Below are 20,579 nucleotides of genomic sequence, written 5' to 3'. Positions count from 1 at the left end.
CGGGATCACTGCTGGTCAGCGGGTGCTCAGCGGGTCGGGGCGGCGAGGCCCTCGACCCGGACCGGACGCCCGGAGGAGACCACGACGACCTTGATCGTCCCGGACCAGGCCGAGCCGAACGTGGTGACCGGGATGACCCGCCTGGTGGTGGTGCGGGCCGTCCTGAGCTTGACCGTCTTCACCAGGCGCTTGCCGGCGTAGACCCGCACGGTGCCGTGGGTGCTGCCGCCGCTGGCGACCAGTGCGACGCGGCGCGCCTTCCTCACCGGGTAGGTCAGCGAGGCACCGCGGCGCGAGGTCGTGGCCACCTTGCCGCCGTACGCCGCCGGGGCGGACGCCAGCTTCCAGCCGGCCGAGCGCTTGAGCGAGCGCGCGGGCACGGGCACCGTCCAGGTGCGGGTCGCGGCCGTCGGGTCGGTGTTGCCGGCCGCGTCGGTCGCGCTGGCCCGGAACACGTGGGTGCCGGGGGTGAGCCCGGTCAGCGTGTGCTTGCCGGCGGTGCAGGCGCGGTCCCGGCCGTCGAGGCTGCAGCCGAAGCTGGACCCGGCCTCGGAGGAGCCGAGCGTGAACGACGCCGAGGTCGACGTGGTGATGGCGCCGTTCGCCGGGCCGCCGGACAGCGACGTGCTCGGCGGGGTGGAGTCGCCACCGCCACCGCCGCCACCACCGGTGCCGGCCTTCGTGGCGAAGAGCGGCACGTACGGCGTGACGTACTGCTTGTCGCTGCCGTGGCCGGTGACGGTGAACGCGACCTGCAGGTGGTCGCCGGACTGCGAGACCGGGCAGGGCGCCGTGCCGTCGCGGCGGGACTGGCAGGTCGGCGCCTGCGTCGCGGTGCCCTTGAGCTCACGGGTCGCGACGACGGGGAACTGGAACTCCAGGATCTGGCCGCGGCGCAGGACGAACGGCTCGCCGTCGGCCTGGGTCAGCGCGATGCCGCCGTTGACGCCGTCCCAGATGCCGAGGTCGGCGTCGGTCAGCGTGCCCGGCTGGTCGACCTGGTTGATGCCCCAGATGACCGGCTCCTCGGGGTAGGCGAGGCCGGGCGGCGGGAGGATCTCGGGGATCGTGTAGACCTTGTCGCTGCACGGCAGCCCGACGAGGGCGACGTAGCCGCGCAGGTAGAACTTCTCGCCGACCTTCGGCACCTGGCCGGTCGGGGAGCGCCAGCCGGTGTTGCCGCTGACGCCGACGGTGGGCGTGCCGGTCCAGCAGTTGATGATCGTGTCGGACTGCGAGTAGCCGTCCTGCCACTCGCTCTCGGCGGCGGCTGCGGCGCCGGTGATCGGTGGGGCCGCGACGAGGCCGGCGGTGAGGATCGCCGCGGCGAGCGTGGCGAGCCGGCGGGTGCGGGTGCGCATGGTGGTCCTCTCGGGTCGGGGGAGGCGGACGGTTCGGGGGCGGGGGTGCCCGGGCGTGCTCACGCGGTCTCCTGGACGAGGTCGGGCAGTGCGAGCCACTCGGCCCACGACAGGTCGCGGCCGACGTACCGCGGCCGGGCCAGGGGCCACTCCGCCGCGATCCAGCGGGGCACGAAGGCGTCGAGCGCGGCCTCGAGGTCGGACCCGACGAGCGGGTCGACGACCCACCACGAGATGTCGGCGTCGGCGCCGACCTTGGCCGGCGGGTCGACGTACAGGCAGCCGAGCAGAGCGGTCTCGTCGGCGTCGAAGAGGCCGTAGAGGAAGGACTCGTGGGCCTCGATCTCGGCGGCGTGGTGGGCGAGGTCGTCGATGTCGGCCTCGCGGCTCAGGTGCACTGGCGGCCAGCCCCAGGCCTGGCCGTAGATGGACCAGAGCCGGTCGCGGGAGCCGCGCACGGCGGGCAGGTCGAGGTCGACGTCGGCGGGCCCCATCGGCCGGAGGTGGTGGCGGTCGGTGAGGGCGACCCGGGTCGGGTGGGCCCAGTCGTCAGGCAGCCAGGCTGCGGGTTCGGTGGTCATGGGACGACCTTGTCCGCGCGCGCTTGCGGTGCCCTTGGGATCGGCTTGCGGGTGCTTGGGGCCGCCTGGCGGCGCTCGCTCAGGCGTCGGCGAGCGCGGCCATCGCGGCCACGTCGAGCGCCCGGCCCGTGGCCACGTCGTCGTCGTACGACGGCCCGCGGGTCGCGCGCGCGGTGGCGGACGCCTGCTCGATCAGCGCCTCGTCGGGCCGGTAGTAGCCGTAGACGTTGCCGCCCGCGCCGGCCCGCAGCTCGGCGGCGGCGCCGCGCAGCACGCCCACCCGGGCGAGGTCCCCGTCGCCGTCGAGGGACTCGACGACGGCCAGCGCCTCCAGCAGGTAGGCGAGGTTGGCGTGGTCGCCGGTGTCCATGCTCAGCGTGACGCCCTCGCGGATCTGGGCGCGGGCGCGGGTGAAGTCGCCGCGGACCACGGACACCTGGATCGCGGTGAACAGGGCGATGTAGACCGCGAGCGGGTCGTCGCGGCGCCGGCCCGCGTCGAGCGCGGCGTCGACGAGCGCGGCGGCCCGGTCGGCGTCGCCGCGCAGCAGCTCGACGGTGCCGAGCCACACGTGCGACAGCGTCCACAGCCACTCGCCGCCGAGGCCAGCGACGACGGTCAGGTCGATGGTCTCGGTGAACACCGCCGCCGCGGTGTCGAGGTCGTCCTCGGCGAGCGCGACCAGGCCGATGCCGCCGTACGCGTAGGGCAGGCCCTCGACGTCGTCGGTCGCCCGGGCGAGGTCGGAGGCGACAGCCCAGCCGGCGCGGGCGAAGGCGAGGTCGCCCTGGGCGAAAGCCAGCGCCGAGGAGACCGCGCCGGCACGGACCCGCACGCGGTCGTCCTGCGCGCCGGCGAGCACACCCTCCATCAGGCGGCGCCCCTCGCGCAGCGCGCCGCGGACCCACCAGAACAGCCACAGGTGCCAGCCGAGCCAGCCGCCGGCGTCGGCCTGCCCGGACGCGAGCGACCACTCGACGGCGGCGACCAGGTTGGCGTGCTCGCGCTCGATGCCGGCGAGGGTGTCGACGGTGCCGGGGCCGCGCAAGGAGGGCTCGTAGTGGGCGGCGAGGTCGGTGAAGTGGCGCAGGTGTGCGTCGCGGGCGACCCGCTCGTCGGCGGGTGAGAGCCGGGTCAGGGCGTACTGCGCGACCGGCTCGAGCAGCCGGAAGCGCGTGCCGCCGGCGCTCGGCTCGGCGACGACGAGGGACTGCTCGACGAGGGTCTCGAGCACCGCCAGCGCGCTGCCGCCGTGGTTGCTGTCCGTGCTGCCGTCAGTACGGCGGTCGAGGACATCGGCCAGCACCGCCTCGGCGGCGCGGAGGTCGAAGCCGCCGACGAAGACGGCCAGCCGCGGGAAGACCGCCTGCTCGGTGGGGGAGAGCAGCTCAAAGCTCCAGTCGATCGCCGCGCGCATCGTGCGCTGCCGCGGCGGGAGGTCGCGCGCGCCCTCGGCGGCCATCACGTCCGCCAGCCGGGCGCCGATGTCGGCCGGCGTGAGCAGCCGGACCCGGGCCGCCGCGAGCTCGATGGCCAGCGGGATGCCGGCCAGGCGCTGGCAGAGGTCGACGACGTCGGGGTCGTCCGCGCTGGTCGCCGAGCCTGGCGCGACGCTCGCGGCGCGCGTCGCGAACAGCCGGGTGGCCGCCGGCAGGTCCAGCGGGGTGAGCGGGTAGAGCACCTCGCCGCGCACCCGCAGCGGGGTGCGGCTGGTCACGAGGACCCGCAGTCCCGGGCAGGCCGCCGCGAGGGTCGCGACCTCGGGCCACGCGTCGAGCAGGTGCTCGGCGTTGTCGAGGAGCAGCAGCTGGTCGCGCCCGCGCAGCAGGTCGAGCAGCGCCGCGAACGGGTCGCCGCCCTCCGCGACGCCGACGGCGTGCGCGATCGCCGGGATCACCGCGGACGGGTCGCGCAGCGGCGCCAGCGGCACCAGGGTCACCCCGTCGGCGAAGTGCCGCTCAGCGGCGTGCGCGACCGCGAGCGCGACCCTGGTCTTGCCGCAGCCGCCGACGCCGGTGACGGTGACCAGCCGGGACGTCGGCGCGCGCAGCAGGTCGACGAGGTAGTCGACGTCGCGGTCGCGGCCGACCAGCTCGCCGAGCAGGTCGGTGGAAGGGATCCGGCTCGGTCGCGGCGGCTCGGCAGCGGGCGGCCCGGGGGTGGTCGCCGGTGCGGCCGGCGCCGGCTGGGTCGCCGGTCGCAGCGCCGGGTCCTGCTCGAGGATCTGCTGGTGCAGCTGCTGCACGGCGGGACCGGGGTCGACGCCGAGCTCCTCGACGAGGCGGGCGCGGAGGTCGGCGTACTCCTCGAGGGCGTCGGCCTGCCGCCCGGCGAGGTAGAGCGCGCGCATCAGCTGCCCGCGCACCGACTCGCGCAGCGGGTGCTGGGCGGCCAGGTCCTGGAGGCGTACGACGGCGGCCGCTGCGTCGCCGATCATCAGGTCGACCTCGGCGGCGAGCTCCTCGCCGGTCAGCCGCAGGCCCTCGAGGCGCAGCGCCTCGGCCCGGGCGAACATCTGCGGCACGTCGGCCAGCGGCTCGCCACGCCACCAGCCGAGCGCGGTGGCCAGGTGCTCCCGGGCGGCCGGGGCGTCGCCGGCGGCCAGCGCCTCGCGCGCCCGGTCGAGGCCGGTCGCGAGGCGGTGCGCGTCGATCGCGGCGAGGTCGACCTCGAGCCGGTAGCCGGGCGGCGCCGTGACGATCTCGGCCGGCACCTCGGCCTCGCGCAGCCGCGCGCGCAACCGGGAGATCACGGCCTGCAGGTTCGCCAGGGTGCCGCCGCGCCCGCTCTCGCCCCACACCCGGTCGAGCAGCATGTCGGTGGACACCACGCGACCGGCGTCGACGGCCAGCGCGGCGAGGGTCTCCCGGTGCCGGGGCGAGCCGACGTCGACCGGCTCACCGGCTGCGTCGAGGACCGCCAGGGGACCGAGCAGCCGGAGCGGGACGTCGCTCACTCGCTCACCCTCCTGCCGCCGGACACCGGGCAAGGCTATGGGCGCGCAGTCGGCGGTGCAGGAGATTGCCCGAGGAGCCGTCGGCGGCGGCGCCATGTAACACGTTGATCGCGGCTCTTGCCGCCCGTTGGCGTCTGTTCCAGCCGCACCCAGCGCGGGTTCTCCGCGGTCACGTGGCGCGTACGTCAGCGAACGACGTGTGACAGCGGCCGGCGCGCGGCCGGCCCGCCATGTAACACGTTGATCGCGGCTCTTGCCGCCCGTTGGCGTCTGTTCCAGCCGCACCCAGCGCGGGTTATCCGCGGTCGCGGGGCGCGTAGGTGGGCGGACGACGTGTGACAGCGGTCAGCCGGCCGCCAGAGCCGCGATCAACGTGTTACAGCGGCCGGCGCGCGTACGACGAGCACCTGCCCGTCCCCGTCCCGAGCCGCCCTCACCCAGCCTCGGGCAGCTCGTCGCGGAGCAGGACCACGCGGTCCATCTCCTCGCCGCCGTCGCAGGTGCACAGCGCGACGGTCACCCGGTCGCCGGACTCGGCGACCACGTCCCACTGGCCGCCGGAGGCGATCCAGCGGTCGAGGGCGGCGCGGGCGGTGCTCACCCCTCCATCATGCCGCGTGGATGCCGCGACGACGCCGCGCGAGCATCCCGCACGAGCGCAACGAGCGTTCACCACTCGCTTGCCACACTGGCTCCATGGCGACCGCGACGCAGGACCACGCCCCGGCCGGGCGGCCCGACCGGCCCCTCGACAAGGCCACGACGTGGCTCGGCCTGGTGCCCTTCGCCGTCGCCGTCGCGGCCGTCTCGGCCCTGGGCGGCCTGGCGTCGACGTCGTCGCGGGCGACCTACAAGAGCCTCGACCAGCCGTGGTTCGCGCCGCCGTCGTGGCTGTTCGGCCCGATGTGGACGATCCTCTACGTCCTCATCGCGATCGCCGGCTGGTGGGCGTGGCGCAAGCACGCCGGCAACCTCGCGCTGGTGCTGTGGTCGGTGCAGCTCGCCCTCAACCTTGCGTGGACGCCGCTCTTCTTCGCCGAGGACCTCTACACCTGGGCGCTCGCCGAGATCGTCGTGCTCCTGGCCGCGATCGCCGCCACCATCGTGGTCTTCTTCCGCCGCGGCGCGAGGGGCTCGGGCTGGCTGATGGTGCCGTACCTGCTGTGGGTCGGCTACGCCACCGCGCTGAACGCCGCGATCGTCGTCCTCAACTGACGTCCCGCTCCGAGCCGGCCCGGACCGCTCGGGACGGTTGTCCGCACGGCACTGCCGGCACAGGCCGACGTGCACCGTCTCGGCGTACCCGACCTCGAAGCCGGTCCGCTCGACCAGCTCCTGCGGCGCGCGCGGAGCGGGCCCGGGCACGTTGACGATCCGATCGCAGCGGCTGCACACGAGATGGTGGTGGTCGGGACCGGTGGCGGCCTCGAAGCGCACCGGCCCCTCGGGCAGCGAGACCCGGCGCACCAGCCCGGCCGCGGTGAGCGCGTCGAGGCACGCATAGACGGTCTGCGGCGAGACCCGGCCGAGGATCTCCCGGCTGCGCGCGGCGACCTCCCCGGCGACCAGGTGCGCGCCCTCGCTGCGCGCCCGGTCGAGCACCGCCACGACCGCCAGGCGCTGAGGCGTGACGCGGAGGCCGGCGTCCCGTAGCCGAGTCTCGGGATCGGTCATGAGCCGCGCGGTACCCCGCTGATCTGGACTGAGTCACGAACACGCCGCGCCTCGGCGGACCAATCGGATCACTGCTCCTGCGAGCCGTCTTGCCGCCGCGGGCCGGGGTACGGCGCGGCCAACGCACCGATCCACGGATGGAAGGAGGAGCGATGACGACGTACTACCCGCCCGGGACCCAGGACCAGACCGGCATCGCCGACAGCGGCACCGCCGAGCAGGCGAAGCACGCGGCCGCCACCGCGAAGGAGGACGGTCGCCAGCTCGCCGCGGAGGCGAGGGACGAGGCGAGGGCCGTCGCCGCCGACGCGCAGGAGCAGGCCCGCCGCCTGCTCGACCAGGCCCGTACGGAGGTCGAGAGCCAGGGCCGCTCCCAGCTCGACAGCCTCGTGACGACCCTGCAGGGCTTCGCCGACGACCTCGAGCGGATGGCCCGCGGCGAGGGCGCCGGCAACGGACTCGCGCACGACGTCGTCCGCGAGGTCGGCGACAAGGCGACAGCACTCACGCAGCAGCTGCGCGACCGCGAGCCCGGCGAGCTCCTCGACCAGGTCCGCTCCTACGCCCGCCGCCGCCCGGGCACCTTCCTGCTCGGCGCGCTCGCCGCCGGCGTCGTCGCCGGACGAGTGGTGCGCGGTGCCAGGGAGGCCAACACCAGCGGCGGCACGCACGCCGCCGGCACCTCCGCCACCCCGACGGGTGGTACGGCGGCCGGTGCGCCCCTCGACGAGGCGAACTCCGCCACCGGCACCACCAGACTCCCGACCCAGCCTGCTCCGCCGCCGCCCGCACCTTCGCCGGTGCCCGGCTTCGACGGCCCCACCGGACAGGCAGGCACGCCGTGACCGCGCAGCAGACGCGACCCACGGCGCAGGAGACCGGTCCCGCAGGGACCGACGCGACCGCTGAGGATCGCACCCTCGGCGAGCTCGTCGGCGACATCGCCACCGACCTCACCACGCTCGTGAAGCAGGAGGTCGAGCTGGCCAAGGCCGAGCTCAAGACCGAGGCGACCAAGGCGGGCAAGGGTGTCGGCCTCGTCGGCGGAGCCGGCGTGGCCGGCCACCTCGCGCTCCTCTTCGGCTCCTTCGCCCTGCTGTTCCTGCTCGACAGCTGGATGCACACCGGATGGGCAGCACTGGTCGTCGCGGCGCTGTGGGGCGTCGCGGCGGCGGTGATGGCGATGTCGGGGCGCAAGGAACTGAAGTCGTTCAACCCCAAGCTCGAGACCACGCAGAAGACCCTGAAGGAGGACGCGGCATGGGCCAGGCAGCTGAAGAACGGATGACCACGGGGATCGACCGGACGCGGCAGGACCTCTCCCGCGACGTCGACGCCCTCTACGACCGGGTCAGCCCGGGCCGGATCGTCGACCGGCGCAAGACCGCCGTGCGGCACCGGGTGTCCTCGATGAAGGACTCGGTGATGGGCACCGCCCACGACGTGGGTGGGTCCACTCCGTCGGTCTCCGACGCGGCCGGGTCCGTGCAGGGCGCCGCCGAGTCCGGCATCAACGCCGTGCAGCGTCGTACCGAGGGATCGCCCATCGGCGCCGGCCTTGCCGCCTTCGGCGCGGGCCTGGTCATCTCCGCCCTCATCCCGCCGAGCTCGAAGGAGACCGAGCTCGCCGGCCGCCTCACCGACGCCGCGAAGGACTCGCCGCTCGTGGACGAGGCGAAGGCCGTCGGCCAGGAGATGGGCCAGCACCTCCAGCAGTCCGCCACCGAGGCGGCCCAGGAGGTCAGGGCCAGCGCCCAGCAGTCTGCCGACCACCTCAAGGACGAAGGCCGCTCGGCGGCCGACGACGTCAGGAGTCAGGCTCCAGGCACCTGACTCCCTTCGTGGGACAGTCGACGCCCGCCCGTCCTCCTACGGGCGGGCGTCGGCGCTTCCGGACGCCTGCGCGGCCCGGTTGTCCACAACCGGTCACGGGCCCCTACCGGACGGACCCGGGTTGGCATACGGTCGGAGCCAGCCAAGGAGTCCTATCTCGGGGGAGTCGCCATGGCCCTGCTCCAGCCACCCGTGCAGCCGCCGGTGGTGGCGCCTGCCTCCGACGAGGTGGTCGCCCGGCTGGACGAGGAGCTCCGCGCCGCCGTACGACGCGACGGGCTCGACCCGCAGCGCGAGGTCCCTGCGGTGCGTCGCCTAGCCACCGCCCTGGTGCGTGAGCACGACGAGCGCAGCCTGACCGGTGTGGTCGCCCCGGTGGCCGATCCCGGCGCCCTGGTGTCGGAGCTGGTCGCCCGCGTGGCGGGCTTCGGGCCGCTGCAGCCCTTCCTCGACGACCCCACGATCGAGGAGGTCTGGATCAACAGCCCGGACCGCGTCTTCGTCGCGCGGCAGGGACGGCACGAGCTGACGAACCTCGTGCTCACCGAGGCGCAGGTGACCGAGCTGGTCGAGCGGATGCTGAAGTCGACGGGGCGCCGCATCGACCTGAGCCGCCCGTTCGTCGACGCGATGCTGCCCGCCGGGCACCGGCTGCACGTGGTGCTGCAGGGGATCTCGCGCGGGTTCTCGGCGGTGAACATCCGCAAGTTCGTGGTGCGCGCGACGCGGCTGGCCGAGCTCGTCGACCTCGGCACGCTGACGCCGGCGGCCGCGCGCTTCCTCGAGGCGTCGGTGCGGGCGGGGCTGAACATCCTCGTCACCGGCGGCACGCAGGCCGGCAAGACCACCATGCTCAACTGCCTGGCGGCCGCGATCCCCGGTGGGGAGCGGGTGATCTCCGCCGAGGAGGTCTTCGAGATCCGGTTCCCGCACCCGGACTGGGTCGCGCTGCAGACCCGGCAGGAGGGACTGGAGGGGACGGGCGAGGTCCGGCTGCGCGACCTGGTCAAGGAGTCGCTGCGGATGCGCCCGAGCCGGCTGATCGTGGGGGAGGTGCGGGCCGAGGAGTGCCTCGACCTGCTGCTCGCGCTCAACGCCGGGCTGCCCGGGATGTGCACGCTGCACGCCAACAGTGCGCGCGAGGCGCTGACAAAGGCCTGCACCTTGCCGTTGCTGGCCGGGGAGAACATCTCGGCCCGCTTCGTCGTCCCCACCGTTGCGGCGTCCGTCGACCTCGTCGTCCACCTCGCGCTCGACCCGTCGGGTGCGCGCCGCGTGGTGGAGGTCGTCGCGGTCCCCGGCCGCATGGAGGCTGAGGTCATCGAGACCGAGCCGGTCTTCGAGTGGCGCGACGGCCGCCTGGCGCGGGGGATCGGGCTGCCACCGCGGCTCGAGCAGTTCCAGCGCCTGGGCATCGACGTCATGCGGCTGCTGAACGAGGATGCCGACTGATGGGTGCCCTGGTCGGCCTCGCCTTCGGTATCGGGTGCCTCTTGGTGTGGTCGGCCTTCCGCTCCCCGCGGCCGGCGGTGGCGGCCTCGAAGGAGAGCGGCACCCGCCGGTTGCTCGCCGAGGCCGGGCTGCGCGACGTCGCGCCGCGCTCGCTGGCCGCGCTGTGCGCCGGGAGTGCCCTGCTCGCGACGGTGCTCGTGCTGGGGCTGACCCGCACGGTGCCGATCGCGCTGGTGCTCGGTGCGCTGGCGGGATACCTGCCGCTCGCGGTGGTCCGCGGGCGCGCGCGGCGCCGGCAGCGGGAGTTCGCCGAGGTCTGGCCCGAGGCTGTCGACGACCTGGCTTCCGCCGTACGTGCGGGGATGTCGCTGCCCGACGCCGTCGCCGCCCTCGCGGTCCGCGGCCCGGACGCCCTGCGACCGTCCTTCGAGGCGTTCGCCCTCGACTACCAGGTGTCCGGCCGGTTCGGCGACTGCCTCGACCGCCTCAAGGAGCGCCTGGCCGATCCGGTCGGCGACCGTGTCGTCGAGGGCCTGCGGATTGCGCGTGAGGTCGGTGGTGGCGAGCTCGGCCGGCTGCTGCGGAACCTGTCGGGCTACCTGCGCGACGACCTGCGCACGCGCTCGGAGCTCGAGGCGCGCCAGTCGTGGGCGGTCAACGGGGCGCGGGTCGCGGTCGCGGCGCCGTGGGTCGTGCTGCTCGTGATGTCCACCCAGCCGGAGGTGGTGCAGCGCTACCAGAGCGCCGCAGGTGCGGTGGTGCTCGTCGCCGGCGCGGGCGTGTGCGTGCTGGCCTACCGGCTGATGATGCGGCTGGGCCGGCTGCCCGTCGAGCGGCGGATCCTGCGATGACGCTGGGGATCTGGGGTGGCCTGCTCGGCCTCGGTACGGCGGCCGGGTTGCTCCTCGTCGCCGCGCGGGTCGTCGTGATCCGTCGGCCGCCCCTCGAGCTGCGCGTCCTGCCGTACGTCCGCGACCTCGCGCCCCCGCAGCGCGGCCCCGCGGTTGGCGCGCCGCCGGGCAACGCCGTGGCGGCAGTCTTCGGGCCGTTGCTGCGCCGCGCGGCCGATGGTGTGGAGCGGGTGCTGGGCGGCTCCGCCTCCGTCCGCCGGCGGCTCGACCGCGCCGGGATCGACCTGGAGGTGCACGACTTCCGCGTCCAGCAGGTGCTGTGGGGCCTGGCCGGGTTCGGCGTCGCTGCGGCGTACGGCCTGCTCCACAGCTGGACGAACCCGGGCAACCCGCTGCCGCTGCTGATCGGTTGCGTCGGTGCGTGCATGCTCGGGGTGATGCTGCGGGAGAACCGGCTCTCCGCGCAGGTGCGACAGCGCGAGACCGCGATCGTCGCGGAGTTCCCGACCGTCGCCGAGCTCCTCGCCCTCAGCGTCGCGGCCGGCGAGGCACCCGTCGCCGCGCTGGCCCGGGTCGTCCGCCGCAGCGGCGGCGAGCTGTCCCGCGACCTGGCCGACGTGCTGGCGCGGATCCGCACCGGCGAGCCCGTCGCCGACGCCTTCGACCGGCTCGCCGCGTCGTCCGGCGTGCCCGTCGTCGCTCGGTTCGCCCACGCCGTGGCGGTCACCGTCGAGCGCGGCACGCCGCTCGCCGACGTCCTGCACGCCCAGGCTTCCGACGTCCGTGAGGCCGGGCGCCGCGCGCTCATCGAGCAGGCCTCGCGCAAGGAGATCTTCATGATGGTCCCGGTGGTGTTCCTCGTGCTGCCGGTGACCGTCGTCTTCGCCTTCTGGCCGGGCTTCATCGGCCTCACGCTCAGCTACTGAACCAGCACCTCTCGGGAAGGAACCACCGTGCACCACCGGACACCGATCCACCTGGCCCGACGGCGCTGGCGGCAGCGCGACGAGCGCGGCGACGTCCCGGGCTGGGTCCTCGTCACGATCATGACCATCTCGCTGGGCGTCGCGGTCTTCGCCCTCGCCCGCCCGCAGCTGCTGGCGATCCTCCAGTCCGCGCTCAACTCGGTGCGGTGACCGCCCGTCGGCGGGACGAGCGCGGTTCGGCCCTGGTCGACTTCACGCTGGTCTCGGTGGTGCTGCTGCCGCTCGTGCTCGGCATCGTGCAGGTGGCGCTGGTGCTGCACGTGCGCACGACGCTCGCCGCAGCCGCCGCCGAGGGGGCCCGCCTCGCCGCGACCTCGGGCAGCAGCCCCGGCGACGGCGTCGCGCGCACCCGGTCGCAGATCGCCGACGCGGTGGGGAAGAGGTACGCGCGCGACGTCCGGGTCCGTCGCGTCACCGTCGGCGGGGCACCTGCGATCGAGGTCGTCGTGAACGCCGAGGTCCCGGCGCTCGGGCTCGGTGGCCCCGCGGTCGGGTTGAGCGTGTCCGGCACCGCCGTGGAAGAGCGTCCGCGATGAGCCGGCTGCGTCGCCTGCCGGCCCGCGACGAGCGGGGGAGCGGGCTGGTCGAGGTGATCTGGATGGGCGTGCTCCTGCTGCTCCCGCTGCTGTGGATCGTGGTCTCGGTCTTCGAGGTGCAGCGCGGCTCGTTCGGCGTCAGTGGGGCGGCGCGGTCCGCCGCTCGCGCCTACGCGCTCGCCCCGACCGACGCGGCCGGGGAGAAGCGGGCTGCCGCGGTCGCGCGACAGGCGCTGGCTGACCAGGGACTGGAGGACGTGCCGGTGCGGGTGACGGTCACCTGCACGCCGTACCCGCGCAGCTGCCACTCCGGCACCTCCGTGATCACGGTGCGGATCGAGTCCGCCGTCGCGCTGCCCCTGCTGCCCGACGTCCTCGGCTCGGGCTCACCGAGCTTCCGCCTCACTGCCCAGCACTCCGTGCCGATCGGGCGCTACCAGGAGGTCGAGCGTCGATGAGTCGCGAGCGCGGCAGCTCCACGCCCCTGATCGTCGCCTTCGTCGCGGTGATCCTCCTGCTCGTGGCCGCCGTCGTCGACGCCAGTGCCGCCTACCTCGCCCGCCAGCGCCTCGACGAGCTCGCCGACGGCGCCGCGCTGCAGGGTGCGGACCTCGGCGCCCAGGGCCAGGACGTGTACGACGGCGGCCTGGGCCGCGGCGACCTCGCCATCTCCCGCCGCGAGGCCGAGCGCGCGGTCCGCGCCTACCTGCGTGCCTCCGGCGCCCACCGCGACCACCCCGGCCTCCGGACATCGGTGCGGGTGGACGGGACGCGCATCGTGGTCGAGCTGACCGCGTCGGTCGACCTGCCGCTCGGCCTGCCCGGCGCGCCGGCGCGGGCGTCCGTGCGGTCGGTGGGCTCGGCGGTGGTCGACCCGCTGGAGTGAGCTGGGCACCGTCCCGGCACCGAGGCCGGTGGTTTCGAGGCTCGGCCGCGGGCGGCCTCGCACCTCAACCACCGGCGATGGGGCCCCTCCGGTGGCCGCGTTAATCCCGGTGGTTGAGGTGCGACGAGCGCCAGCGAGGAGCCTCGAAACCGCCGGGCCCTGAAGGCGGGCGGTGGAGGGAGAATCTCCAGTCCACAGGCGGGTTTCCGGCCAGTCAAAGTGTCGGTGGTCGATGGAAGGATCCAGTCATGGATCTCGGGACCAGCGCTCCCTCGGTGGGGCAGTACGACGGCCGCTCGGTCGTCGAGCTGCTGGCCGACGCGAGGGCTGAGGTCCGGGCGCGGCAGGCGTCGCAGGTGCGGGAGTGGTTGATCATCTCGGCCTGGGCCGACCACCACGTGCTCGACACCGAGGAGGGTGCGGCCACGCTGCGGGACGGCTGGCTCGACACCGGTGTCCCGATCGCCGGTCCCGGCGCGCCGCTGGTGAGCGAGTTCGCGCTGATGGAGCTCATCGCCACGCTGGGCCGCTCGCCCGACGGCGGGCGCAACTACGTCGGGCAGGTCATCGAGTGCACCTGGCGGCTCCCGCGGCTGCACGCGGCGGTGCTGGCCGGGGAGGTCGAGACGTGGCGGGCGCAGCGGATCGCCGACCTGACCCGGTCACTGTCCGAGGAGGCGGCTGAGTACGTCGACCGCCAGCTCGACGCGGCCGTCGGCGGCGTCGGGTGGGCACAGCTCGAGCGGCTGGTCGCCGAAGCGGTGCTGCGGTTCGACCCCGAGCGGGCCGAGGCCGAGCGGCAGGAGGCAACCGACCACCGGCATTTCGACGTTGGCGACATCGACGAGACCGGGCACGTGCACGTCAGCGGGCGAATGGACGCAGCAGACGGCCACGACCTCAAAGAGGCGATCACCCGCCGCGCCACCCTGCTGAGGCGGCTCGGCGACGACTTCTCCCTCGACGTCCGGCGAGCACGAGCAGCGGCCGAGCTGGCCCGGCAGGACCTGTCTCTCGACCTGTTGTTCGCCGATCCCGGCACCGGAGAGGTCGTCGCCACCGCACCCGGTCGGCGCGTGATCCTCGACGTCCACGTCACCGACTCCACCCTCACCGGGGACAACCCGGCTCGCCCGCTGCGAGGAGGTCGGCACGCCCGTCCTCGCAACGCAGGTCAGGGAGTGGCTGCAGGCGCCGCGCACCACCGTGGTCGTCCGGCCGGTGGTCGACCTGGCCTACTGCGTGCCGGTGGACTCCTACACATCCCCGACCGCCACCGGCAGCGCGTCCAGTTGCGCGACCACACCTGCCGTTTCCCCGGCTGCACCCGGCGGTCGACGCGCTGCGACCTCGACCACGCGATCGAGCACGATCGCGGCGGACCGACCTGCCCGTGCAACCGGGTGCCGCTCTGCCGGCGCCACCACCGGGCGAAGACCTTCAGCCTCTGGCGCTACGTCACCGTGCAGCCCGGCCACTACCTATGGCTCTCGCCGCACGGCCGGCACTTCCACGTCGGGCCGCGGGGGACGAGGGCGCTCGACCCACCGAGACGCCCCGACCCCGACGACCACCCGCCCGACGACACCGCTTGACGAGGAGCTCACTCCTCCTTCGGGTCACCCGGCATGCTGTCCGCCTTCACCGCGCCCCGCTGGCCCATCGGCATCTCGGGGCCGACGGTGGTGTCCTCGGAGGTCTGCTGCTCGGCCTCGGCGTTGACCTCGGCGCCGAGGAGGACGAGGTACATCGTCAGCCAGAGCCACAGCAGGAGGACGACGACGCCGGCGAGCGCGCCGTAGGTCTTGTTGTAGGAGCCGAAGTTGTCGACGTAGAGCGAGAAGCCCAGGCTCGCGGCCAGCCACAGCAGGGKGGCGACGATGGAACCGATCGACACCCAGCGGAACTTCGGTGCGTCGCGGTCGGGGGCGACCTTGTAGAGGACGCCGAGGGCGGCGGACATAGCGAGCAGGAGGCCGACCCAGCGGGCGGCCTCGAGGCCCCAGCGAAGCGGGCCGCCCTCGACGACGTTGTCGAGCACGGCGGGGGCGACGGCGATCATCGCGATGGCGACGACGACGAAGACAATCGCACCGAGGGTGAGGCCGAGGGCCAGCAGCTTGCGCTTGACGAAGCCGCGGGTCTCCTCCTCGTCGTAGGCGAAGTTCACCGCGGTCATCACGTTGCCGACACCGCCGGACGCGCTCCACAGCGCGAGCACCAGGCTGATGATCAGGCCGAGGCCGAGCGAGCTGCTCGACGTCGACGTGAGCGCCTCCAGCTGGCCGGTCAGCAGGCTCGCGGCGTCGGAGGGGAGCGTCGCGGACAGCTCGTCGATCTGCTTCCGCACGTCGTCGGGGTCGCGCACGAGCCCGTAGAGCATGACGGCGGCGATCATCGCCGGGAAGAGCGCGAGGAACGAGTAGAAGGCGACGCCCGCCGCGAGCAGCGGGACCTGGTCCTTCTTCGTCTCCGCCCACGCCCGTCTGACGACCTGGAACCAGCCCTTGCGCGGGATCTCGGTCGGCTTCTCGGCGTGCGAGCCAGGGACGCGGTGGGGAGCGGTCTGGGTGGCCATGACCGCGCGGTACCCGGCTCCCCGCGGGCTACCCGACCCAGCTACCCGACCCAGCTAGCCGACCAGGTTGCCGCGCGCCGAGCTCGGGTTGCGGTTGCGGTCGCCGGCGTGCGTGGCGACGTAGCCCAGCCCGAGGGTCAGCAGCAGGTGCTTGGACCCGTCGCAGGTCGCGACGCCGTCGGCGTCGGTGGTCGCGGTGCACAGCGTCGTCGCGCCGACCGAGAAGGTCACCGGCTCGCCGGGGAGGGGCTGGCGGTAGGCGGTGAGCGTCGCGGTCAGCTGCGCCCTCGGCAGGCCCAGCGGGGCGAGGGTCAGGAGCACCGGGGTCGCCGTCAGGGTGGTCGGCTGCTTGTAGACCTCGTAGCCCTCGACGACGACCTCGCTCCCCTCGTGGAAGGGTCCGGCGAGGTAGACGGCGGTCAGCCGACGGTAGCTCCCGGCCGGGACGACGCAGCCGCCCAGGACGTCCTCCTGCTCGAGCACCGCCGTCGACGTGGTCGCGGCACCGGGTCCGGTGCTGGGGGAGAGCGGCACGGTGCCGAGCGTGCGGCCGTCGAGCCGGATGCTCACGTCCCCGGTCGGCGCCTCGGGGCTCGGCTCCGCGGACCGGACCTGGACACGGATCGGCAGCATCTGGCCGTAGATGTTCCAGCTGCCGGAGAGCACCTCGACCGTGGTGGCGGTCCGCAGCGACTCGTGGGTGCCGGAGCCGTGACCGGGCTCGTGGCGGGCGTCGCCGGAGTACGTCGCCAGCACGTCCCGCGTCGCGTTGCCGGTGAAGCCGGGGACCACGGCGGAAGCGGTGCCGTCCGGCCCGACCTGCGCCGTGACGGTGACGCCCTCGTAGTAGTCGTCGACCTCGAAGGTGACCGTGCCGCTCGGGCGTGCCGCCCCGGCCACCGGGGCCACGACGTCCGGGGTGACGGTCGCGGAGACGGTGCTCGGCGTCCCGGCGGGGCTCGGTCGGGGCGAGGTCACGTGGACGGAGACGGGAGCCTTCAGCACCTCGACGGTCGTCGACGACGACGAGGCCGCCGTCGACCCGGTGCCGAGGTAGTCGGCGCGGACGGTGTGGTCGCCGACCTCGAGTACCGGCAGGTCGGCCTCGCCGCGGGCGATGCGGCCGCCGGGCGTCTCGGGGGCGACCTGGAGGGTGCCGGAGGGCTCGCCGTCGACCGTGAGCGCCACGGTGCCGTCGGGGGAGCCCTGTTCGGCGACGACCCACACCTTCAGCGGGGTGCGCTCGCCGTACGCCACCTGTGGTGCGACCCGGCGACGGTGGCGGTCGCGAGCGCTGCGCCGTCGTCGGCGTGCGACGGCACGGCCGGCAGGGCGCCGACGAGCGCGAGCGGCAGGGCGAGGAGGACGGGGAGCAGGCGTCGCGCGGGGTGGGTCGTGGTCGTCATCGGGTTCTCCTGCCGCGGGTGGAAAACGGGCCGCGGGCCCCGGCGGTGGCCGGGGCCCGCGATCCGTGGGGGATGGGGATGGTCGTCAGTCGTTCGGGTCGTAGTACGGAGCCTCGGCCACCGCCGGGGCGTAGCTGTCGTTGCCGGCGAACGCGACCTGGAAGCCCTGCATGATCAGGGCACCCCAGCGCAGCGGCACGTCGCACTTGGCGTACCCGTCGGCGTTGGTGACCGCCGTGCACACCGAGGTGACGCCGCCGTTGAGGACCGGACCGGTGGTGAACACCAGGGCCTGCCCGGCGAGCGGCTCACCGCCGAGCCCGGTCAGCGTCGCCTCGACCCGCGAGTAGTTGTCGACGACCGGGTCCGCGATGTCGTGCGCGACCAGCGTCGGCTGGGCCCGCTCGACGACCTGCACCAGCACCGGCGAGGTGTCGCCGGCGTGGGCCACGTCGCCCGAGTACGTCGCGGTGATGTCGTGCGAGCCGGCCGTCAGGCCCTCGACCTCGAGGGTCGCCGTGCTGGTGCCGTCCTCGGTGACGACCTGCGCCTGGCCGACCACGTCGTCGCCGGAGCGGAAGACGACGTTGCCGGTGGGTGCAGCCACGCCCGGCTGGGCGTTGGCGACGGTGGCCGTGAGGGTCACCGTGTCGCCGTACACCGACGGGTTGGCGTCGGAGGCGACCCCGACGACGGTCTCCGCGACACCGACGGCCTGGACCGTCGTGGCCTCGGTGCCCTCGAAGTTGAAGTTGCCGACGTAGACCGCCCGCACCTCGTGGGAGCCCGGGGCCAGGCCCGCCGTCGCGAAGGTCGCGGTGCTGGTCCGCGGCTCGCTGGTCGGCGCCAGGCTGGCGGCGCCCAGCAGGGTGCCACCGTTCCACAGCTGGACGACACCCGTGGGCTTGCCGTTGGCGGGAGCGACCCCGGCGACGGTGACGGTGAAGGTCACCGTCTCGCCGTGGTCGGCGACCGGGGTGTCGGCGACGAGCTCCATGGACGTGGCGCCCTTCGTGACCTCCTGGCCGTTGCCCTGGTCGAGCACGCTGCTGCTCCCGACGAAGCGCGGGTCGCCGCTGTAGGTGGCGGCGATCCGGTAGGTGCCGGGCGAGAGCGAGCTGAACAGGTTGCTGGTCGCCGCGCCGTCCACGAGCGCCACCGGGCTGCCCAGGTTGGCGCCGTTGACGGTGAACTGGACGGTGCCGGACGGCTCACCCGCGCCGGGCGCCACCGGGGCGACGGTCGCGGTGAAGCGGATGCCCTGGCCGGACTGCGAGGGGTTCACCGACGAGGTCAGCGTGGTCGCGGTCTGGGCCCGCTGGACTTTCTGCGAGACCGAGCCGGTGCTGCCGGTGAAGGAGTCGTCACCGTCGTACGTCGCGACGACGGCGTGCTGGCCGATGCTCAGGTCGTCGACCGTCACCGAGACCACGCCGCCGGTGGCGGAGCTGATGTCGGCGGTGCCGAGGACGTCGTCACCGTCGGTGAAGGTCACCGTGCCGGTGGGCGAGCCGGCGCCCGGCGCGAGCACCGAGACGTCGGCGGTGAAGGTCACCGGCTGGCCGAAGGCCGACACCGGCGAGGAGCTGGTGACGACCGTCTTCGTGGCGGCCTTGTTGACGACGTGGGTCGCCGTGGTGGAGGTGCTGGGTCGGAAGTTGGCGTCACCGCTGAGGTACTGCGCCTTCACCTCGTGGTTGCCGCGCTCCAGCGTGCCGACCTCGATCTCGGCCTCGCCGTCGACCAGGTCCACGATCCCGACCACGGCGCCGTCGATCGTGAAGCGGATCGCGCCCTCCGGGGTCCCGGTCGCCGGGCTCACCGGGCTGACCGTCGCGGTGACGGTCACCGGCTGGCCGACGACGGACGGGTTGGGCGAGGTGGTGACGGCCGTGGTGGTGCGGGCCGACTCGACCTCCTGGTCGATCATCGCGCTGCCGCCGGCGAACCGGTTGTCGCCGGAGTAGTTGGCGGTGATGACGTGGTCACCCGCGTCCAGGCCGGTGGCGGGGGAGACCGCGACACCGTTGCTGACCGCGACCGGGGCGCCGATCGGCTCGCCGTCGGCGGCGAACTGCACGGTGCCCGTCGGCTGGCCGGCACCGGGGGCGACGACCGAGACCTGCGCGCTGAAGGTGAGCGGCTCACCCGCGACCGCGTCCGGGTTCGACGACGCCAGGGTGACCGAGGTGTCGGCGAGCTCGACGCCGTGCGTCACGGTTGCCGAGGTGCTGCTGGCGAAGTTGCCGGTGCCGTTGTAGGTCGCCTGGACGTCGTGGTTGCCGGGCAGCAGGTCCGAGACCTCGAGGGTCGCGGTGTCGCCGACGAGGTTCACGGCGGTGCCGTAGGGATCGCCGTCGATGTCGAACTGCACGCCACCGGTCGGGGTGCCGGCGCCGGGCGCGACGACGTCGACCTTCGCGGTGAAGGTGACCGTCTGGCCGCTCACCGTCGGGGAGCCCGAGGACGTGAGGACCGTCGCGGTCGGCGCCTTGGCGACGACGAGCTGCTTCGTCTCGGCCGAGCTGCCGGCGAGGGTGGTGTCGCCGCTGTAGACCGCGCCGATGGTGTGGTTCCCGGCGTTCAGCGTCGAGGTGCTGGGCGACGTGGCCTGGCCACCGCTCACCGGGACGGGGGAGCCGAGGTCCGCCCCGTCGACGGTGAACTGGACGGTGCCCGTCGGGGCACCGTTGCCGCTGCCGCGCGCCACCAGCGCGGTGAACGACACCGGCTGGCTGTGCACGACCTGCGCGGGCTGCAGGAGCGTCGTGGTCGACGGGTTCTTCGTGATCTCGAAGGTCACCGTCTTCGACGAGCCGACGAAGTGGGTGTCGCCCGCGAAGGCCGCCTTCAGCTGGGCAGTCCGCGGATCACCGTTGACGGCGAGGGACCCGCTGGCGACGCCGTTGGCGTTGGTGGTGACCGTGATCGAGGAGCTGTCCGGGTTGCCCTCGTCGAGCGTGAAGACCACGGACTTTCCGGCGACGCCCTCCGGCGACTTGTTCGGGTCCACCAGCGTCGCGCTCACCTGGACCGACGTGTTGATCGCTCCGGTCTGGACGCCGGTGTAGTCGAGCTGGGTGACGTTCTGGACGGTGTAGGAGCGGGTCGAGTTCCTGGTGGAGTTGGAGCACAGGATCGTGCCCTTCTTGTCCCGCTCGGAGACCTCGAGGGTGTAGCTCCCATTCGGCACGTTGTGGGTGTCGTAGGTGACGTCCATCGCCCCGGCGCCGGACTTGGTCTGGGTCCAGACCTGCCCGCCAGTGCTGTTGCGCAGCGTCATCACGGTCTGGGCGCTGCTGCCGTTGATGCACAGCGAGCTGCTGTCGGTGGCACCGCTGGCCTTGAAGGTGACGGTGCCCTTGATGGTGCCGGCCGCCGGGGCGGTGATGTCCGCCTGGGCGGGCGACACCAGCAGGACGGGCAGCCCGATGGTCAGGGCCACGGCCGCGAGGGCCGCGATCAGTCTGCGCATGGGA

Annotated in this window: 20 protein-coding genes and 1 pseudogene; 12 read left to right on the top strand and 9 right to left on the bottom strand. The window is 74.0% G+C overall.

What is annotated here, in order from left to right:
* Positions 1-26: 26 nt before the first annotated feature.
* The 4 genes from L615_RS02595 to L615_RS23030 all read right to left on the bottom strand — a co-directional run bounded on the left by L615_RS02595 (position 27) and on the right by L615_RS23030 (position 5,499).
* Positions 27-1,361, bottom strand: coding sequence for a hypothetical protein (locus tag L615_RS02595; protein WP_145724021.1), 1,335 nt, complete (start codon positions 1,359-1,361; stop codon positions 27-29).
* A gap of 59 nt (positions 1,362-1,420) precedes the next feature.
* On the bottom strand, positions 1,421-1,942 hold the full coding sequence (locus L615_RS02590) for an N-acetyltransferase (protein ID WP_145724020.1): 522 nt from the start codon (positions 1,940-1,942) through the stop codon (positions 1,421-1,423).
* A 79-nt stretch (positions 1,943-2,021) separates the two neighbouring features.
* Positions 2,022-4,898 carry a BTAD domain-containing putative transcriptional regulator gene (locus L615_RS02585; RefSeq protein ID WP_186449691.1) on the bottom strand — a complete coding sequence of 959 codons (2,877 nt, stop codon included), beginning with the start codon at positions 4,896-4,898 and terminating at the stop codon, positions 2,022-2,024.
* A 433-nt stretch (positions 4,899-5,331) separates the two neighbouring features.
* The gene (locus L615_RS23030; protein ID WP_186449690.1) at positions 5,332-5,499 is read right to left on the bottom strand and encodes a hypothetical protein; all 168 of its coding nucleotides are present in this window, start codon (positions 5,497-5,499) and stop codon (positions 5,332-5,334) included.
* A 95-nt stretch (positions 5,500-5,594) separates the two neighbouring features.
* Here L615_RS23030 and L615_RS02580 point away from each other — a divergent pair, with 95 nt between their 5' ends.
* The gene (locus L615_RS02580) at positions 5,595-6,113 is read left to right on the top strand and encodes a TspO/MBR family protein (protein ID WP_028656142.1); all 519 of its coding nucleotides are present in this window, start codon (positions 5,595-5,597) and stop codon (positions 6,111-6,113) included.
* A gap of 102 nt (positions 6,114-6,215) precedes the next feature.
* Here the strand turns inward: L615_RS02580 and L615_RS24560 are convergent.
* Positions 6,216-6,572: pseudogene (locus tag L615_RS24560) on the bottom strand (Fur family transcriptional regulator); the annotation flags it as partial.
* 152 nt (positions 6,573-6,724) lie between these two features.
* Between L615_RS24560 and L615_RS02570 the strand changes: the two are divergent.
* The 11 genes from L615_RS02570 to L615_RS02520 all read left to right on the top strand — a co-directional run bounded on the left by L615_RS02570 (position 6,725) and on the right by L615_RS02520 (position 14,711).
* The gene (locus L615_RS02570; protein ID WP_145724018.1) at positions 6,725-7,417 is read left to right on the top strand and encodes a hypothetical protein; all 693 of its coding nucleotides are present in this window, start codon (positions 6,725-6,727) and stop codon (positions 7,415-7,417) included.
* A complete protein-coding gene (locus tag L615_RS02565) occupies positions 7,414-7,860 on the top strand; it encodes a phage holin family protein (RefSeq protein WP_145724017.1) in 447 nt (148 codons plus the stop codon). The genes L615_RS02570 and L615_RS02565 overlap by 4 nt, the downstream gene beginning before the upstream one ends.
* Positions 7,833-8,405 carry a DUF3618 domain-containing protein gene (locus tag L615_RS02560; protein ID WP_028656144.1) on the top strand — a complete coding sequence of 191 codons (573 nt, stop codon included), beginning with the start codon at positions 7,833-7,835 and terminating at the stop codon, positions 8,403-8,405. Before L615_RS02565 ends, L615_RS02560 begins: the two co-directional genes overlap by 28 nt.
* 171 nt (positions 8,406-8,576) lie before the next feature.
* On the top strand, positions 8,577-9,857 hold the full coding sequence (locus L615_RS02555; RefSeq protein ID WP_145724016.1) for a CpaF family protein: 1,281 nt from the start codon (positions 8,577-8,579) through the stop codon (positions 9,855-9,857).
* Positions 9,857-10,708 carry a type II secretion system F family protein gene (locus L615_RS02550; protein WP_028656145.1) on the top strand — a complete coding sequence of 284 codons (852 nt, stop codon included), beginning with the start codon at positions 9,857-9,859 and terminating at the stop codon, positions 10,706-10,708. Before L615_RS02555 ends, L615_RS02550 begins: the two co-directional genes overlap by 1 nt.
* Positions 10,705-11,634 carry a type II secretion system F family protein gene (locus L615_RS02545; protein WP_145724015.1) on the top strand — a complete coding sequence of 310 codons (930 nt, stop codon included), beginning with the start codon at positions 10,705-10,707 and terminating at the stop codon, positions 11,632-11,634. Before L615_RS02550 ends, L615_RS02545 begins: the two co-directional genes overlap by 4 nt.
* A 27-nt stretch (positions 11,635-11,661) precedes the next feature.
* On the top strand, positions 11,662-11,844 hold the full coding sequence (locus L615_RS02540) for a hypothetical protein (RefSeq protein ID WP_036518157.1): 183 nt from the start codon (positions 11,662-11,664) through the stop codon (positions 11,842-11,844).
* A complete protein-coding gene (locus tag L615_RS02535; RefSeq protein ID WP_028656147.1) occupies positions 11,841-12,230 on the top strand; it encodes a TadE/TadG family type IV pilus assembly protein in 390 nt (129 codons plus the stop codon). The genes L615_RS02540 and L615_RS02535 overlap by 4 nt, the downstream gene beginning before the upstream one ends.
* The gene (locus tag L615_RS02530) at positions 12,227-12,688 is read left to right on the top strand and encodes a hypothetical protein (protein WP_028656148.1); all 462 of its coding nucleotides are present in this window, start codon (positions 12,227-12,229) and stop codon (positions 12,686-12,688) included. The genes L615_RS02535 and L615_RS02530 overlap by 4 nt, the downstream gene beginning before the upstream one ends.
* Complete coding sequence (locus tag L615_RS02525; RefSeq protein WP_028656149.1) at positions 12,685-13,116, top strand: pilus assembly protein TadG-related protein; 432 nt, start codon at positions 12,685-12,687, stop codon at positions 13,114-13,116. Before L615_RS02530 ends, L615_RS02525 begins: the two co-directional genes overlap by 4 nt.
* A gap of 248 nt (positions 13,117-13,364) precedes the next feature.
* Positions 13,365-14,711 carry an HNH endonuclease signature motif containing protein gene (locus L615_RS02520; RefSeq protein WP_145724014.1) on the top strand — a complete coding sequence of 449 codons (1,347 nt, stop codon included), beginning with the start codon at positions 13,365-13,367 and terminating at the stop codon, positions 14,709-14,711.
* An 8-nt stretch (positions 14,712-14,719) separates the two neighbouring features.
* On the opposite strand, the gene L615_RS02515 is transcribed toward L615_RS02520, so the two are convergent.
* From L615_RS02515 to L615_RS02505, 4 genes are all read right to left on the bottom strand, one after another.
* Entirely contained in the window at positions 14,720-15,694 is a 975-nt protein-coding gene (locus L615_RS02515) for a YihY/virulence factor BrkB family protein (RefSeq protein WP_145724013.1), read from the bottom strand.
* 54 nt (positions 15,695-15,748) lie between these two features.
* A complete protein-coding gene (locus L615_RS02510; protein WP_145724012.1) occupies positions 15,749-16,951 on the bottom strand; it encodes an Ig-like domain repeat protein in 1,203 nt (400 codons plus the stop codon).
* A complete protein-coding gene (locus tag L615_RS23025) occupies positions 16,924-17,100 on the bottom strand; it encodes a hypothetical protein (protein WP_157514987.1) in 177 nt (58 codons plus the stop codon). The genes L615_RS02510 and L615_RS23025 overlap by 28 nt, the downstream gene beginning before the upstream one ends.
* A gap of 85 nt (positions 17,101-17,185) precedes the next feature.
* Positions 17,186-20,575, bottom strand: a complete 3,390-nt coding sequence (locus tag L615_RS02505; protein WP_186449689.1) for an Ig-like domain-containing protein — start codon at positions 20,573-20,575, stop codon at positions 17,186-17,188.
* Positions 20,576-20,579: the final 4 nt, after the last annotated feature.

It is taken from the genome of Nocardioides sp. J9 (genome assembly GCF_007829375.1).
In the GTDB taxonomy this organism is placed as follows: Bacteria; Actinomycetota; Actinomycetes; order Propionibacteriales; family Nocardioidaceae; genus Nocardioides.
This window is presented reverse-complemented; position numbering and strand designations above follow the sequence as displayed.